Annotated in this window: 25 protein-coding genes; all 25 read left to right on the top strand. The window is 45.5% G+C overall.

Going from position 1 to position 12725, the window contains the following annotated elements; translation table 11 throughout:
- Nucleotides 1-2 precede the first annotated feature (2 nt).
- Entirely contained in the window at nt 3-437 is a 435-nt protein-coding gene (gene rplP, locus V6W81_RS25605; RefSeq protein WP_017692082.1) for a 50S ribosomal protein L16, read from the top strand.
- Nucleotides 427-624, top strand: coding sequence for a 50S ribosomal protein L29 (gene rpmC / locus V6W81_RS25600; protein ID WP_145053338.1), 198 nt, complete (start codon nt 427-429; stop codon nt 622-624). The genes rplP and rpmC overlap by 11 nt, the downstream gene beginning before the upstream one ends.
- A 47-nt stretch (nt 625-671) precedes the next feature.
- Complete coding sequence (gene rpsQ / locus V6W81_RS25595) at nt 672-938, top strand: 30S ribosomal protein S17 (protein ID WP_056697701.1); 267 nt, start codon at nt 672-674, stop codon at nt 936-938.
- A gap of 35 nt (nt 939-973) precedes the next feature.
- Nucleotides 974-1342, top strand: coding sequence for a 50S ribosomal protein L14 (gene rplN / locus V6W81_RS25590; RefSeq protein WP_056697703.1), 369 nt, complete (start codon nt 974-976; stop codon nt 1340-1342).
- Between the two features lie 39 nt (nt 1343-1381).
- Nucleotides 1382-1735, top strand: a complete 354-nt coding sequence (gene rplX, locus V6W81_RS25585) for a 50S ribosomal protein L24 (RefSeq protein WP_145053336.1) — start codon at nt 1382-1384, stop codon at nt 1733-1735.
- Between the two features lie 32 nt (nt 1736-1767).
- Entirely contained in the window at nt 1768-2310 is a 543-nt protein-coding gene (gene rplE / locus V6W81_RS25580; protein WP_128103676.1) for a 50S ribosomal protein L5, read from the top strand.
- A gap of 73 nt (nt 2311-2383) precedes the next feature.
- Nucleotides 2384-2569, top strand: a complete 186-nt coding sequence (locus tag V6W81_RS25575) for a type Z 30S ribosomal protein S14 (RefSeq protein WP_013312154.1) — start codon at nt 2384-2386, stop codon at nt 2567-2569.
- 32 nt (nt 2570-2601) lie between these two features.
- Complete coding sequence (gene rpsH / locus V6W81_RS25570) at nt 2602-3000, top strand: 30S ribosomal protein S8 (RefSeq protein WP_017692088.1); 399 nt, start codon at nt 2602-2604, stop codon at nt 2998-3000.
- A gap of 30 nt (nt 3001-3030) precedes the next feature.
- On the top strand, nt 3031-3573 hold the full coding sequence (gene rplF / locus V6W81_RS25565) for a 50S ribosomal protein L6 (protein WP_017692089.1): 543 nt from the start codon (nt 3031-3033) through the stop codon (nt 3571-3573).
- A gap of 117 nt (nt 3574-3690) precedes the next feature.
- Entirely contained in the window at nt 3691-4059 is a 369-nt protein-coding gene (gene rplR / locus V6W81_RS25560; RefSeq protein WP_105406974.1) for a 50S ribosomal protein L18, read from the top strand.
- Nucleotides 4060-4086: 27 nt separating this feature from the next.
- Nucleotides 4087-4584, top strand: a complete 498-nt coding sequence (gene rpsE, locus V6W81_RS25555) for a 30S ribosomal protein S5 (protein WP_017692091.1) — start codon at nt 4087-4089, stop codon at nt 4582-4584.
- A 12-nt stretch (nt 4585-4596) separates the two neighbouring features.
- Nucleotides 4597-4782 (top strand): 50S ribosomal protein L30, encoded by a 186-nt coding sequence (gene rpmD, locus V6W81_RS25550; protein ID WP_017692092.1) that lies wholly within the window; start codon nt 4597-4599, stop codon nt 4780-4782.
- A 43-nt stretch (nt 4783-4825) separates the two neighbouring features.
- Nucleotides 4826-5266 (top strand): 50S ribosomal protein L15, encoded by a 441-nt coding sequence (gene rplO / locus V6W81_RS25545; protein WP_056697714.1) that lies wholly within the window; start codon nt 4826-4828, stop codon nt 5264-5266.
- Nucleotides 5266-6564, top strand: a complete 1299-nt coding sequence (gene secY / locus V6W81_RS25540; RefSeq protein WP_128103674.1) for a preprotein translocase subunit SecY — start codon at nt 5266-5268, stop codon at nt 6562-6564. Before rplO ends, secY begins: the two co-directional genes overlap by 1 nt.
- A gap of 90 nt (nt 6565-6654) precedes the next feature.
- Nucleotides 6655-7299 (top strand): adenylate kinase, encoded by a 645-nt coding sequence (locus tag V6W81_RS25535; RefSeq protein WP_145053330.1) that lies wholly within the window; start codon nt 6655-6657, stop codon nt 7297-7299.
- A 4-nt stretch (nt 7300-7303) separates the two neighbouring features.
- Nucleotides 7304-8056 carry a type I methionyl aminopeptidase gene (gene map / locus V6W81_RS25530; RefSeq protein ID WP_145053329.1) on the top strand — a complete coding sequence of 251 codons (753 nt, stop codon included), beginning with the start codon at nt 7304-7306 and terminating at the stop codon, nt 8054-8056.
- A 10-nt stretch (nt 8057-8066) separates the two neighbouring features.
- Nucleotides 8067-8375 carry a KOW domain-containing RNA-binding protein gene (locus V6W81_RS25525; protein WP_056697726.1) on the top strand — a complete coding sequence of 103 codons (309 nt, stop codon included), beginning with the start codon at nt 8067-8069 and terminating at the stop codon, nt 8373-8375.
- A gap of 3 nt (nt 8376-8378) precedes the next feature.
- Nucleotides 8379-8594: a translation initiation factor IF-1 gene (gene infA / locus V6W81_RS25520; RefSeq protein ID WP_017692098.1), complete on the top strand. Its 216-nt coding sequence runs from the start codon at nt 8379-8381 to the stop codon at nt 8592-8594.
- Nucleotides 8595-8746: 152 nt separating this feature from the next.
- Nucleotides 8747-8860, top strand: coding sequence for a 50S ribosomal protein L36 (gene rpmJ, locus V6W81_RS25515; RefSeq protein ID WP_003333770.1), 114 nt, complete (start codon nt 8747-8749; stop codon nt 8858-8860).
- A 20-nt stretch (nt 8861-8880) separates the two neighbouring features.
- Complete coding sequence (rpsM, locus tag V6W81_RS25510) at nt 8881-9249, top strand: 30S ribosomal protein S13 (RefSeq protein WP_128103670.1); 369 nt, start codon at nt 8881-8883, stop codon at nt 9247-9249.
- Nucleotides 9250-9268: 19 nt separating this feature from the next.
- Nucleotides 9269-9664, top strand: coding sequence for a 30S ribosomal protein S11 (gene rpsK, locus V6W81_RS25505; protein WP_017692100.1), 396 nt, complete (start codon nt 9269-9271; stop codon nt 9662-9664).
- Nucleotides 9665-9800: 136 nt separating this feature from the next.
- Nucleotides 9801-10745 carry a DNA-directed RNA polymerase subunit alpha gene (locus tag V6W81_RS25500; protein ID WP_024633566.1) on the top strand — a complete coding sequence of 315 codons (945 nt, stop codon included), beginning with the start codon at nt 9801-9803 and terminating at the stop codon, nt 10743-10745.
- A gap of 34 nt (nt 10746-10779) precedes the next feature.
- Nucleotides 10780-11145, top strand: coding sequence for a 50S ribosomal protein L17 (gene rplQ / locus V6W81_RS25495; protein ID WP_017692102.1), 366 nt, complete (start codon nt 10780-10782; stop codon nt 11143-11145).
- Nucleotides 11146-11303: 158 nt separating this feature from the next.
- Nucleotides 11304-12077 (top strand): tRNA pseudouridine(38-40) synthase TruA, encoded by a 774-nt coding sequence (gene truA / locus V6W81_RS25490; protein ID WP_145053373.1) that lies wholly within the window; start codon nt 11304-11306, stop codon nt 12075-12077.
- A gap of 206 nt (nt 12078-12283) precedes the next feature.
- Nucleotides 12284-12721, top strand: coding sequence for a 50S ribosomal protein L13 (gene rplM / locus V6W81_RS25485; protein WP_024633564.1), 438 nt, complete (start codon nt 12284-12286; stop codon nt 12719-12721).
- Nucleotides 12722-12725 lie beyond the last annotated feature (4 nt).

Below are 12725 nucleotides of genomic sequence, written 5' to 3'. Positions count from 1 at the left end.
TCATGTTGGTACCAAAACGTGTAAAACACCGTAAGCAACAACGCGGACATATGAAAGGCCAAGCTAAAGGCGGAACTACGCTGAACTTTGGCGAATACGGTCTGCAAGCTACGGAACCGGCTTGGATTACGAACCGTCAAATCGAAGCGGCTCGTATTGCGATGACTCGTTACATCAAACGTGGTGGTAAAGTCTGGATCAAGATTTTCCCTGACAAGCCAATCACTCAAAAGCCTCTCGAGGTTCGGATGGGTAGCGGTAAAGGTAACGTAGAAAAATGGGTTGCAGTAGTGAAACCAGGTAAGATCATGTTTGAACTTGCTGGTGTACCGGAGGAGATTGCACGCGAAGCAATGCGTCTTGCCGCTCACAAACTGCCAATCAAAACGAAGTTCGTGAAACGTGAAGAATTGGGTGGTGAAGCAAATGAAAGCTAGTGAATTTCGCAACCTAACCTCTGCTGAAATCGAGCAAAAGATTGTCGGATTTAAAGAAGAACTCTTTAACCTCCGCTTTCAACTCGCTACCGGTCAGCTGGATAACCCGACTCGAATCCGTGATGTGCGGAAAGAAATAGCTCGTGCTAAAACCATTATCCGTGAAAGAGAATTGGGAATCGGTTAATTAGGGTCGGATATATAATCCGTCCGTAATCAGGAAGGAGGCCAACAATGAGCGAAGAACGTAACGCACGTAAAGTGCAAACTGGTAAAGTAGTCAGTGATAAAATGGATAAAACGATTGTTGTTGCTGTAGAAACCTACAAAAACCACAAATTGTACCATAAGCGCATTAAGGTTACTAAAAAGTTCAAAGCGCATGACGAAGAAAACACTGCGAAAATCGGTGACACGGTGAAAATCATGGAGACTCGTCCGCTTTCGAAAGATAAACGCTGGAGACTTACTGAAGTCGTAGAAAAAGCGGTTATCATCTAATGCATATACAGCATAGCTGAAAGGAGGAATTCTAAATGATCCAACCATTTACACGATTGACTGTAGCTGACAACTCCGGCGCGAAGGAATTGATGTGTATCCGCGTACTAGGCGGTACTGGACGTCGTACAGCTCAAATCGGTGACTTGATCGTTTGTTCTGTAAAACAAGCAACACCAGGCGGCGTTGTCAAAAAAGGTGATGTAGTTAGAGCGGTTGTCGTTCGTACTAAACGTTCTATACGTCGTAAAGACGGTTCCTACATCGGTTTTGATGAAAATGCAGCGGTTGTTGTCAAAGACGACAGAAGCCCTCGTGGAACACGTATTTTCGGACCTGTTGCTCGTGAACTTCGCGACAAAGATTTCATGAAAATCGTTTCCTTGGCTCCAGAAGTTATCTAAAGCTTAATCTCGTGATGTTAGAAACAGGAGGTGTACGAAATGCCAAGAGTGAAAAAAGTTCTGGAATCCCATAACAACAAACTTCACGTTAAAAAGGAAGATACGGTTATGGTGATCAGCGGTAAAGACAAAGGTAAAAAAGGCCGTGTCATCGCTGCTTATCCTCGTGAGAACCGCGTCCTTGTGGAAGGTGTTAACATGGTGAAAAAACACCAGAAGCCTAACCAGCAAAATCCGCAAGGCGGCATTATCGAGAAGGAAGCTCCGATTCACGTTTCAAACGTAATGCACATCGATCCGAAGAGCGGAAATGTAACCCGTGTTGGTTACAAAGTGTTGGATAACGGAAAGAAAGTGCGCGTTGCTAAACGTTCCGGAGAAATTATCGACTAATTGAACCGAATGAGAAAGGAGGGCTATGATTCATGGCATCAAGAATGAAAGAACGTTACCTGCAAGAAATCGCTCCTGCTTTGATGCAGAAGTTTAACTATACAACGGTAATGCAAGTGCCGAAAATCGAGAAAATCGTTATCAACATGGGTGTGGGCGACGCTGTCCAAAACTCCAAAGTGTTGGATTCCGCAGTAAACGATTTGCAACTGATCGCAGGTCAAAAACCTGTAATCACTCGTGCTAAAAAATCTATCGCAGGTTTCAAACTGCGTGAGAACATGCCTATCGGTGTGAAAGTGACATTGCGCGGCGAGCGTATGTATTACTTCCTCGATAAATTGCTTAACGTAACACTTCCACGTGTCCGCGACTTCCGCGGTGTTTCAAGCAAAGCTTTTGATGGTCGTGGTAACTATACACTGGGTCTTAAAGAGCAATTGATCTTCCCAGAGATCGAGTATGATAAAGTAGACAAAGTCCGCGGTATGGATATTGTCATCGTAACAACGGCGAAAACAGACGAAGAGTCCCGTGAGTTGCTCACGCAACTGGGAATGCCTTTCGTTAAATAATGTTGGCATAACGTTTCCGGGTGTCTGGAAAGACTCCCTTTTCTCCGAAATTATTTAGGAGGTGTCAGGCTAAGTGGCAAAAACTTCGATGAAAGTTAAACAACAACGTACACCAAAGTTTAAAGTACGTGCTTATACACGCTGTGAGCGTTGCGGACGTCCACATTCGGTACTGCAGAAGTTCAAAATTTGCAGAATTTGCTTCCGTGAATTAGCTTATAAAGGCCAGATCCCTGGCGTGAAAAAAGCAAGCTGGTAAAAAGTCCTGAACGGGAAGGAGGTTAACTCACAATGACTATGTCTGATCCAATTGCAGATATGCTTACTCGTATTCGTAACGCGAACACTGTTCGCCACGAAACAGTAGAAATGCCTGCTTCGACAATGAAAAAACAAATCGCCGATATCCTGAAGCGTGAAGGTTTCATCCGTGATGCTGAAGTTATCGATGATAACAAACAAGGGATTATCCGTGTTTTCCTGAAATACGGTCAAAATAACGAGCGCGTTATCACTGGTCTGAAAAGAATCAGTAAACCTGGTCTTCGTGTATACACGAAAAGCAACGAAGTACCTCGTGTACTTGGTGGCCTGGGAATCGCGATCATCTCAACATCCAAAGGTATCATGACGGACAAAGAAGCTCGTCAATCAAAATCCGGCGGCGAAGTAGTCTGCTACGTTTGGTAATATAACGTCACAAGATAGGAGGTGCAACATATGTCTCGTATTGGTCGCAAACCAATTACAGTACCAAGTGGTGTGGACATCACACTGGACAACACCGTTATTACGGTAAAAGGACCAAAAGGAACTCTGACTCGTGAACTTCATAAAGATATGAAGGTAACAGTTGAGAACAACGAAATTACAGTTGTGCGTCCTTCCGATAACAAAACTCACCGTTCTTTGCACGGCACAACGCGTAGCGTTGTAAACAACATGGTGAGCGGCGTTACTGAAGGATTCGCAAAATCTCTGGAGCTGGTTGGGGTCGGATATCGTGCAAGCAAATCCGGAGATAAAATCGTTTTGAACGTTGGATACTCTCACCCGGTTGAAATTACACCGGAAGCGGGAATCGAATTCGAAGTTCCTTCGAATACGAAAATCATCGTTCGCGGAATCGACAAAGAGCGCGTAGGAGCTTACGCTGCTAAAATTCGTTCCGTTCGTGAACCTGAGCCGTACAAAGGTAAAGGTATTAAATATGAAGGCGAGCGTATCATCCGTAAGGAAGGTAAAGCCGGTAAGAAGAAATAAGATTTCTCTTACCGCCTTTGCGCGGCTTTCGGCTTGCTTGCTTCGTGTGTTTCTAATATACCCCGTGGCTTCTGCTTTGAAGCCAGCGAGGTAACCTGAAAGGAGTGAATCCCTGAGATGATTACGAAACCAGATAAAAATAAGGCTCGTCTGAAAAGACACCTTCGCGTTCGTAAGAAAATCCAAGGAACGGCAGCACGTCCACGTTTGAACGTATTCCGTTCTGGTAAACATATGTATGCTCAAATCATCGATGATGTAGCTGGTGTAACAATCGCTTCCGCGTCTACCGTAGACAAAGAATTGAGCAGCGACATTCAAAATGGTGCATCTGTTGAATCAGCTCGTAAAGTTGGCGAACTCGTTGCTAAACGTGCGAAAGACAAAGGTGTTTCCAACATCGTATTTGACCGTAGTGGTTATCTGTACCATGGTCGTATCGCAGCATTGGCTGAAGCGGCTCGTGAAGCAGGACTTGAGTTTTAAGATATTTTTCAAAAGGAGGTTAACGACTTGCGTGTAGATCCGAATACTTTGGAACTGACTGAAAGAGTTGTAAATATTAATCGCGTAGCTAAAGTAGTAAAAGGCGGACGCCGTTTCAGCTTTAGCGCACTAGTTGTAGTCGGCGACGGCAACGGCTGGGTTGGAGCTGGTATCGGTAAAGCGGGCGAAGTACCTGATGCAATTCGCAAAGGTATTGAAGACGCTAAGAAAAACCTTGTACACGTTCCACTCGTAGGAACATCGATTCCTCACTTGGTAACAGGTAAGTTCGGCGCAGGACGCGTGCTGTTGAAACCAGCATCTGAAGGTACTGGTGTTATCGCTGGTGGTCCTGTACGTGCGGTTCTCGAACTTGCTGGTGTGGGTGACATTTTGACAAAATCTCTGGGTTCTTCGAATTCCATGAACATGGTCAATGCGACTTTGGAAGGTTTGTCCCGTTTGAAGCGTGCTGAAGACGTGGCTAAACTGCGCGGAAAATCCGTCGAAGAGCTTCTGGGTTAGGAGGGAATTCTCATGGCTAAATTAGAAATTACCCTCGTCCGTAGCTTGATCGGACGTCCGGAGACGCAAAGAACAACTGTGAAAACATTGGGATTGCGCAAAATCAACAGCAAAGTGGTTCAAAACGATAATCCTGCCATCCGTGGTATGATTAACAAAGTAAGCCACTTGGTAGCTGTAAAAGAAGTAGAAGCTTAATAACGGGTTAATCCCACAAATCTTTAAGGAGGTGCAACGAACGATGAAGTTACATGAGCTTTCTCCATCTCCTGGATCTCGTAAAGAGCGTAAGCGTGTTGGTCGCGGTCCAAGTAGTGGTACAGGTAAAACATCAGGTCGCGGTCACAAAGGACAAAACTCTCGCTCTGGCGGTGGTGTTCGTCCAGGCTTCGAAGGTGGACAAAATCCATTGTATCGTCGATTGCCAAAACGTGGTTTCGTAAACCCAACTCGCAAAGAATTTGCAGTTGTGAATATTGAAGACCTGAACAGTTTTGCAGCGGGTACTGAAGTAACTCCAGAATTCTTGATGACGAACGGCGTAGTTAAAAACGCTAAATCCGGAATCAAAATCCTGGGTAACGGTGAAGTCACTGTGAAGCTGACTGTTAAAGCTAATAAGTTTTCTCAATCTGCGGTGGAGAAAATTGAAGCTGCCGGCGGTACAACCGAGGTGATTTAATGTTCAAGACCCTAAAGAATATCTGGCGGGTTGAGGATCTGCGCAAAAGGGTATTATTTACCCTTTTTGTACTGATCATTTACCGCATCGGCTCCTTTGTTCCCGTTCCCGGTGTTAACAAAGATGTGTTCGAAGCGACAAATTCTGCGGGTAAAGAAGTTTTTGGACTTCTCAATACGTTTTCGGGTGGAGCGCTGTTCCAGTTCTCGATATTTGCACTCGGAATCGTACCTTACATCACTGCGTCTATCATAGTACAGTTGCTTTCCATGGACGTTATACCTAAATTAGCGGAGTGGGCAAAGCAAGGTGAACAAGGTAAGAAGAAATCTGCACAGTTGACCCGTTACTTAACGGTAGGGTTGGCATTGATTCAAGCGTTTGGTACGTCGATCGGATTCAATCGCTTGTACAATACTGACATGATTCCTAATGCAACTTTTGCAGATTATATCTTGATTGCGATTGTACTTACGGCCGGTACTTCATTCCTGATGTGGCTTGGTGAGCAGATCACCGAGAAGGGCATAGGAAACGGGATTTCGATTTTGATCTTTGCGGGTATCCTATCAACGGTGCCTAACATTATCAAACAAACGATCGAATCCGACTTTATCCAACCTGATCAGTTGTTCATGAACATTCTCAAAGGTGTAATCATCGCAATTGTAATTGTGCTGATCATCATTGGTGTCATTTACATTCAGCAGGCGATTCGGAAAATTCCTGTACAGTACGCTAAACGTGTCGTAGGTAACAAAATGTACGGTGGACAGAATACACACATCCCGCTGAAAATTAATGCAGCAGGTGTTATCCCTGTCATCTTCGCATCATCGCTGTTGATGTTCCCAACGATTATCGCCAACTTCTGGGCAGATCGCGTATGGGCACAGTGGATCGGTCAGAATCTGACTACACACAAACCTCTTGGTATGTTGCTGTATGTTGTGATGATCTTCGGTTTCACATTCTTCTATACTTTCGTACAGATGAATCCACAGCAGATGGCTGATAATATGAAAAAGAACGGCGGTTACATCCCAGGCATTCGCCCGGGTAAAGCAACCGAGAAATATCTGACCCGTGTCATGACTCGTTTGACAATGGCCGGAGCCATCTTCTTGGCAGTCATTTCCGTTCTGCCTGTATTCTTAGGGGCACTTTCTGGTTTGCCTCAATCAGCGCAAATTGGAGGAACATCCCTCCTGATCGTTATCGGTGTTGCGCTGGATACGATGAAGCAAATCGAAAGCCAATTGATCAAACGCCACTACAAAGGTTTTATCAATAAATAGGCAATAGGTACCGGTCGAGTGAAGATTTACTTGCCGGCACCTATTGTGCTGTTTGTTGATGTAGGGTAGTCTTGGAGGGAGTGACATAACGTGAACATCCTATTCATGGGCCCTCCGGGGGCAGGAAAAGGAACGCAAGCAGAAGTCATCGTGAAAGAGTTCGGTATTCCCCATATTTCAACAGGCGATGCATTTCGCCTTGCGATCAAACAGGGAACTCCCATTGGTTTGAAAGCCAAGGAATATATGGATCAAGGATTGCTTGTACCAGATGATGTTACAATCGGCATCGTTGAAGAACGATTGCAGCAGCAGGACTGCAGAGAAGGGTTTCTCTTGGATGGTTTTCCAAGAACCTTGTCTCAAGCAGAAGCGCTCGATGGCATTCTGGATCGACTGAATTCAGGTCTTGATCATGTGATTAACCTGAAAGTGGATCGCAACAAACTGTTGGCTCGTTTAACGGGTCGTCGGCTTTGTAAAAACTGTGGAGCCACGTATCATGTCGTATTCAATCCGCCTAAGCAGGAAGGTATTTGTGATAAATGCGGCGGAGAGTTGTACCAACGCTCTGATGATAATGAAGAGAGCGTAGGCACGCGTCTGGACGAGTATATCAACAAAACAGCACCACTCCTCACGTTTTATGAGAACAAAGCTCTTCTTCGCCAAATGGATGGAGAGCAGGATATCGATCAAGTTTCTCAACAAATCGTGTCCTTACTGAGAGGTTAATTGAATGATCATTGGTAAGTCAGAAACGGAACTGGGTTTGATGCGAGAAGCAGGGAGAATCGTAGCGGAAACGCATCGCCTCTTAGCAGAACATATCTCACCCGGTATTACGACTGGAGAACTTGACCATATGGCCGAACAATTTATCCGCAGTCAAGGAGCTGTGCCGTCTTTCAAAGGTTATAACGGTTTCCCTGCCAGTGTGTGCGCTTCAGTGAATGAAGAGTTGGTGCATGGATTTCCCGGCAAACGCAAGTTGAACGAGGGCGATATTGTTACGTTTGACATCGGCGCGCAGTACCAAGGGTATCACGGAGATTCAGCCTGGACTTATCCAGTTGGCCGTATTTCTGAAGAAGCCCGTCGTCTCCTAGACGTTACGGAGGCTTCATTGTACGCAGGTCTGGCGCAAGTGAAACCTGACGTTCGCTTGTTTACAATATCTCATGCGATTCAGAAATATATTGAGGATGCTGGTTTTTCGGTAGTACGTGAATATGTCGGTCACGGCATAGGAGCCAATCTGCATGAGGAACCACAGATTCCGAACTATGGTCTTCCTGATCGAGGACCACGGCTCAAAGCGGGCATGGTGCTGGCCATAGAGCCGATGGTTAACGTAGGTAGACGGTATGTAAAAACGTTGGAAGATAACTGGACTGTCGTAACTGTTGATGGATCGTTATGTGCCCACTTTGAACACACCGTAGCAGTTACACCAGATGGCATGGAAATTTTCACAAAACTGAATGCGTAGGTGATAAGGCATGAACAATCAGTCTAATCCGCAGCTCGGTCAACTTGTGAAGATCCGTAAAGGCCGCAATGCGGACCAAGCCGCAGTAATTGTTGCTATAGCGGACGCGAGGTTCGTATATATTGCGGATGGAGACAAACGTAAGTTTGATCAACCCAAGAAGAAGAACATTCTTCATCTTGAGCTCCAACCGATGATTAGCAGCGAGGTCGTAAACAGTTTAAACGAGAGTGGTCGGGTGACAAACGGAAAGCTCCGCTATGCGGTGCATTCGTTTCTGGAATCCACCAACATTCAAGCTGAAGAGAAAGGAGACTGACTAATGGCTAAGGAAGATGTCATTGAAGTGGAAGGTACGGTTCTCGAACCGCTACCGAATGCAACGTTCAAGGTTGAGCTTGAGAACGGTCATCAAATTCTCGCTCACGTTTCCGGAAAGTTGCGGATGCACTTTATCCGTATCCTGACTGGAGACAAAGTAGTTGTTCAGTTATCGCCTTATGATCTAACAAAAGGTCGTATAACTTACCGTAAATAGTAGTAGACAGTTGCAATGAACTGTGAAGCTTATGAAGCGGGTTTTGCCCGGCAAAACTTGCGAAAGCTTCGAAGCCGGTTTTACAATAGTAGAACAAGGTCAATGCTTACGAAGAGAGTTTTGCTAAGCAGAACTTTGAGGAGGTAATTCACATGAAGGTAAGACCTTCGGTCAAGCCGATTTGCGAAAAATGCAAAGTCATTCGCCGCAAAGGGAATGTAATGGTTATCTGTGAAAATCCGAAACACAAACAAAAACAAGGTTAAAGAAGGGGGTGTAGCGTAAAATGGCACGTATAGCTGGTGTGGATTTGCCACGTGATAAGCGCGTTGAGATCGCCTTGACTTATATTTTCGGAATCGGTAAAACGACTTCCCAGAAAATTCTGAGCTCTACAGGCATCGATCAGAACACTCGTGTTCGTGATTTGACGGAAGATGAAGTCAGCAAATTGCGTGAAAGTATCGACAAAGAGGTCAAAGTTGAAGGTGACCTGCGTCGTGAAATCTCTTTGAATATTAAACGTTTGACGGAGATCGGTTGTTACCGTGGAGTTCGTCATCGTCGTGGTCTGCCTGTTCGTGGACAACGTACGAAAACGAATGCTCGTACTCGTAAAGGTCCTCGTCGTACAGTAGCGAACAAGAAGAAATAATAAGGGGGGATAAGAGAAAATGGCTAAACCGAAAAAAGTCGTACGTACTAAACGTCGTGACCGTAAAAATATTGAATCTGGCGTGGCACATATCCGTTCCACTTTCAATAACACTATCGTTACTATTACGGATCCTCACGGAAACGCAATTTCGTGGGCAAGCTCCGGCGGCCTCGGATTCAGAGGTTCCCGTAAATCGACTCCGTTTGCTGCACAAATGGCTGCTGAGACTGCTGCCAAAGCTGCAATGGAACATGGGATGAAAGCCGTTGAGGTTATGGTTAAAGGACCAGGCGCAGGCCGTGAAGCAGCGATCCGCTCTTTGCAAGCTGCTGGTCTTGAAGTTAACCTGATCAAAGACGTAACTCCAGTCCCGCATAACGGATGCCGTCCTCCAAAACGTCGTCGTGTCTAATGAGATTTGCCCCTGCGTGTGGTATACTTCCGGCACAATCTGCTAATAATGGTTGTTTAGGCATAGTACTGCATGTTTTCGCAAGAGAAGGTAAATGTTTCATAGAGGACCGACGTTTTGAAGGAGGGGTATTGCAGTGATTGAAATCGAAAAGCCGAAAATTGAGACGGTAGACGTCAACGATGATGGCACCTATGGGAAATTCGTAGTAGAACCGCTGGAACGTGGATACGGTACGACGCTTGGAAACTCGCTTCGCCGAATCTTGCTTTCCTCACTGCCGGGTGCGGCAGTGTCTTCGGTTCAAATCGATGGCGTTCTGCATGAATTTGCTACAGTTCCTGGCGTAATGGAAGATGTAACGGAGATTATTCTTAACCTGAAAGCTTTGTCGCTTAAGATTCATTCCGACGAGGAGAAAGTTCTCGAGATTGATGCTGAAGGCGAAGGAGCAATTACGGCAGGGGATATCCGTGCTGACTCCGATGTGGAAATCCTTAATCCGGATCTTCACATTGCTACGCTCGGACCAGGTTCGAGACTTCACATGCGTATTTTTGCCAATCGCGGTCGCGGCTACGTCCAGGCAGATCGGAATAAACGCGATGACCAGCCGATCGGCGTCATCCCTGTCGATTCCATCTTCACCCCGATCAGCCGCGTAAACTACGCTGTGGAAAATACGCGTGTCGGCCAAGTGACCAACTATGACAAGCTCACGTTGGAAGTTTGGACTGACGGAAGTATTCGTCCTGAAGAGGCTGTAAGCCTCGGCGCTAAAATTTTGACCGAGCACTTGATGCTCTTCGTGGGTCTTACAGACGAAGCGAAAGATGCAGAGATCATGGTCGAAAAAGAAGAAGACAAAAAAGAAAAAGTACTCGAAATGACGATCGAAGAGCTGGATCTCTCTGTTCGTTCCTACAACTGCCTCAAACGTGCTGGTATTAATACCGTACAAGAGCTGACTACGAAAACAGAAGAAGACATGATGAAAGTCCGTAACCTCGGACGTAAGTCTTTGGAAGAAGTTCAAGAGAAGCTTGAGGAGCTTGGTTTGGGACTCCGTACAGAAGAATAGACAGCCGAGTGCTTGAAGTGAAGGAGGGAAAACAATGGCATACCAAAAGTTGGGCCGTAATTCCAGCGCGCGTAAAGCTTTGTTCCGTGACCTGGTAACCGACCTGTTCTTATACGAACGCATTCAGACAACTGAAGCGAAAGCAAAAGAGGTTCGCTCTATTGCTGAAAAACTGATCACTAAAGCGAAAAAGGGAGATCTTCACGCCCGTCGCCAAGTGGCTGCTTATGTTCGCCGCGAAACTATCGATGGTGAGCAAGATGCAATCCAAAAACTGTTTAGCGAATTGTCCGGTCGTTACGCTGAGCGTCCAGGTGGATACACTCGTATCCTGAAACTGGGACCTCGTCGTGGTGACGCAGCGCCAATGGTTTACTTGGAACTGGTAGACCGCGCGTAGAACAGATGAGATGAGGAAAGGGGACAGAGTCAACGATTCTGGGTTAACCCTTTTTTTCTCTTCATTCGGAATTCGTGCTGTAATTGAAGCTCCGTAAGGGGCTTCTTTTGCTGTTCGGGATAGGGATATGTATAGTATGGAACAAAGGTGTGGTTATGATGCGCAACTTATGTATGACGGTAACTTACGATGGAACAGCCTATTACGGCTTTCAAGTACAGCCGGGAGGTAATACCATTCAGGACCATCTTGAAGATGCTATTCGTGCATTAACCGGTGAGACAGTTAAAATTACGGGTTCAGGCCGAACGGATGCAGGCGTTCACGCCCGCAGACAAATCTTCAATTTTCCTACAGCGTCACAGATTCCAATTGAGCGTTGGTGTATTGCACTCAACTCCAGATTACCATCGGATATTGTCGTTATTGATGCATTGGAAGTGCCAGCGGATTTTCATTCTCGCTATGCAGCGAAAAAGAAAACGTATCGGTACACTGTTAATGCGAATCAATTTCCGGATGTTTTCAACAGACGACTGCAATATCATCACCATGCCAAACTGGACACTGCGGCCATGGAGGAGGGACTGCGTCACTTTATAGGTACGTATGATTTCACTTCCTTTGCTTCACGCAAGTCTCAGAAAGAGAATCATGTACGTTCGGTATACGAAGCATGGATGGAAGTAGACCGTTCAATGTGTAGGGATCATCCGCGCGATCAGGGTGTCATTCACATTTATGTGAGTGGTAACGGCTTTTTGCAGCATATGGTTCGTATCATTGTAGGTACACTGCTGGAGATCGGAGAGGGCAAACGGAAAGCCTCTGATGTACCGAATATGATTGCTGCATGTAATCGATCTGCTGCAGGACCAACTGCAGTTAGCTGTGGTTTAATGCTCTGGGATCTTGAATACAAAAAAGATTAAATTTGGTGAGTAAAAAGCTTAATTAACACTTGCGATTTGATCTCCTATCATGTAATATAAAAGTTGTGTTTTCTTAATGGCTTTCCCACAGCCCCAATTAAGAGGTTCACATCGAAACAACTAATCCATCAACACCTAAAGTTATAACTTAATGAACGAAGATAAATGAAAATGATGATTTTGAACATTTTAAGGAGGAACTTTTCATGCGTACTACGTACATGGCGAAGCCTAACGAAGTTGAGCGCCAATGGCACATCATTGATGCTGAAGGCAAAACCCTCGGACGTTTGGCGAGCGAAGCAGCTGCTTTGATCCGCGGCAAACATAAGCCACAATTCACTCCACATGTGGACACTGGCGATTTCGTTGTTATCATCAATGCTGAGAAAATCGTATTGACTGGTAAAAAAATGCAAGGTAAGAAATACTACCGTCACTCGATGCACCCAGGTGGTTTGAAAGTAACTACTGCTGAAGAGATGGTTAAAAACAAACCTGAGCGTATGTTGGAATTGGCTGTTCGCGGTATGCTTCCAAAAACTCGCATGGGCGAGAAAATGAAGCTGAGACTTAAAGCGTACAGAGGCACTGAGCATCCACACGCAGCACAAAAACCAGAAGTTTACGAACTTCGCGGCTAATTAA

This window comes from Paenibacillus tundrae (genome assembly GCF_036884255.1).
GTDB lineage: Bacteria > Bacillota > Bacilli > Paenibacillales > Paenibacillaceae > Paenibacillus.
The sequence above is the reverse complement of the archived record's forward strand: the minus strand, read 5'-3'. Positions and strand labels throughout refer to the sequence as shown.

What these genes read in the sequence shown, in the direction of transcription:
- rplN (WP_056697703.1), top strand. Translation starts at nt 974, where the DNA reads ATGATCCAACCATTTACACGATTGACTGTAGCTGACAACTCCGGCGCG.
- rpsK (WP_017692100.1), top strand. Translation starts at nt 9,269, where the DNA reads ATGGCTAAACCGAAAAAAGTCGTACGTACTAAACGTCGTGACCGTAAA.
- rplE (WP_128103676.1), top strand. Translation starts at nt 1,768, where the DNA reads ATGGCATCAAGAATGAAAGAACGTTACCTGCAAGAAATCGCTCCTGCT.
- rpmJ (WP_003333770.1), top strand. Translation starts at nt 8,747, where the DNA reads ATGAAGGTAAGACCTTCGGTCAAGCCGATTTGCGAAAAATGCAAAGTC.
- rpsQ (WP_056697701.1), top strand. Translation starts at nt 672, where the DNA reads ATGAGCGAAGAACGTAACGCACGTAAAGTGCAAACTGGTAAAGTAGTC.
- rplR (WP_105406974.1), top strand. Translation starts at nt 3,691, where the DNA reads ATGATTACGAAACCAGATAAAAATAAGGCTCGTCTGAAAAGACACCTT.
- rpsM (WP_128103670.1), top strand. Translation starts at nt 8,881, where the DNA reads ATGGCACGTATAGCTGGTGTGGATTTGCCACGTGATAAGCGCGTTGAG.
- rpsH (WP_017692088.1), top strand. Translation starts at nt 2,602, where the DNA reads ATGACTATGTCTGATCCAATTGCAGATATGCTTACTCGTATTCGTAAC.
- rplQ (WP_017692102.1), top strand. Translation starts at nt 10,780, where the DNA reads ATGGCATACCAAAAGTTGGGCCGTAATTCCAGCGCGCGTAAAGCTTTG.
- rplX (WP_145053336.1), top strand. Translation starts at nt 1,382, where the DNA reads ATGCCAAGAGTGAAAAAAGTTCTGGAATCCCATAACAACAAACTTCAC.
- map (WP_145053329.1), top strand. Translation starts at nt 7,304, where the DNA reads ATGATCATTGGTAAGTCAGAAACGGAACTGGGTTTGATGCGAGAAGCA.
- rplO (WP_056697714.1), top strand. Translation starts at nt 4,826, where the DNA reads ATGAAGTTACATGAGCTTTCTCCATCTCCTGGATCTCGTAAAGAGCGT.
- infA (WP_017692098.1), top strand. Translation starts at nt 8,379, where the DNA reads ATGGCTAAGGAAGATGTCATTGAAGTGGAAGGTACGGTTCTCGAACCG.
- rplF (WP_017692089.1), top strand. Translation starts at nt 3,031, where the DNA reads ATGTCTCGTATTGGTCGCAAACCAATTACAGTACCAAGTGGTGTGGAC.
- rplP (WP_017692082.1), top strand. Translation starts at nt 3, where the DNA reads ATGTTGGTACCAAAACGTGTAAAACACCGTAAGCAACAACGCGGACAT.
- V6W81_RS25525 (WP_056697726.1), top strand. Translation starts at nt 8,067, where the DNA reads ATGAACAATCAGTCTAATCCGCAGCTCGGTCAACTTGTGAAGATCCGT.
- rpmC (WP_145053338.1), top strand. Translation starts at nt 427, where the DNA reads ATGAAAGCTAGTGAATTTCGCAACCTAACCTCTGCTGAAATCGAGCAA.
- rpmD (WP_017692092.1), top strand. Translation starts at nt 4,597, where the DNA reads ATGGCTAAATTAGAAATTACCCTCGTCCGTAGCTTGATCGGACGTCCG.
- truA (WP_145053373.1), top strand. Translation starts at nt 11,304, where the DNA reads ATGCGCAACTTATGTATGACGGTAACTTACGATGGAACAGCCTATTAC.
- rplM (WP_024633564.1), top strand. Translation starts at nt 12,284, where the DNA reads ATGCGTACTACGTACATGGCGAAGCCTAACGAAGTTGAGCGCCAATGG.
- secY (WP_128103674.1), top strand. Translation starts at nt 5,266, where the DNA reads ATGTTCAAGACCCTAAAGAATATCTGGCGGGTTGAGGATCTGCGCAAA.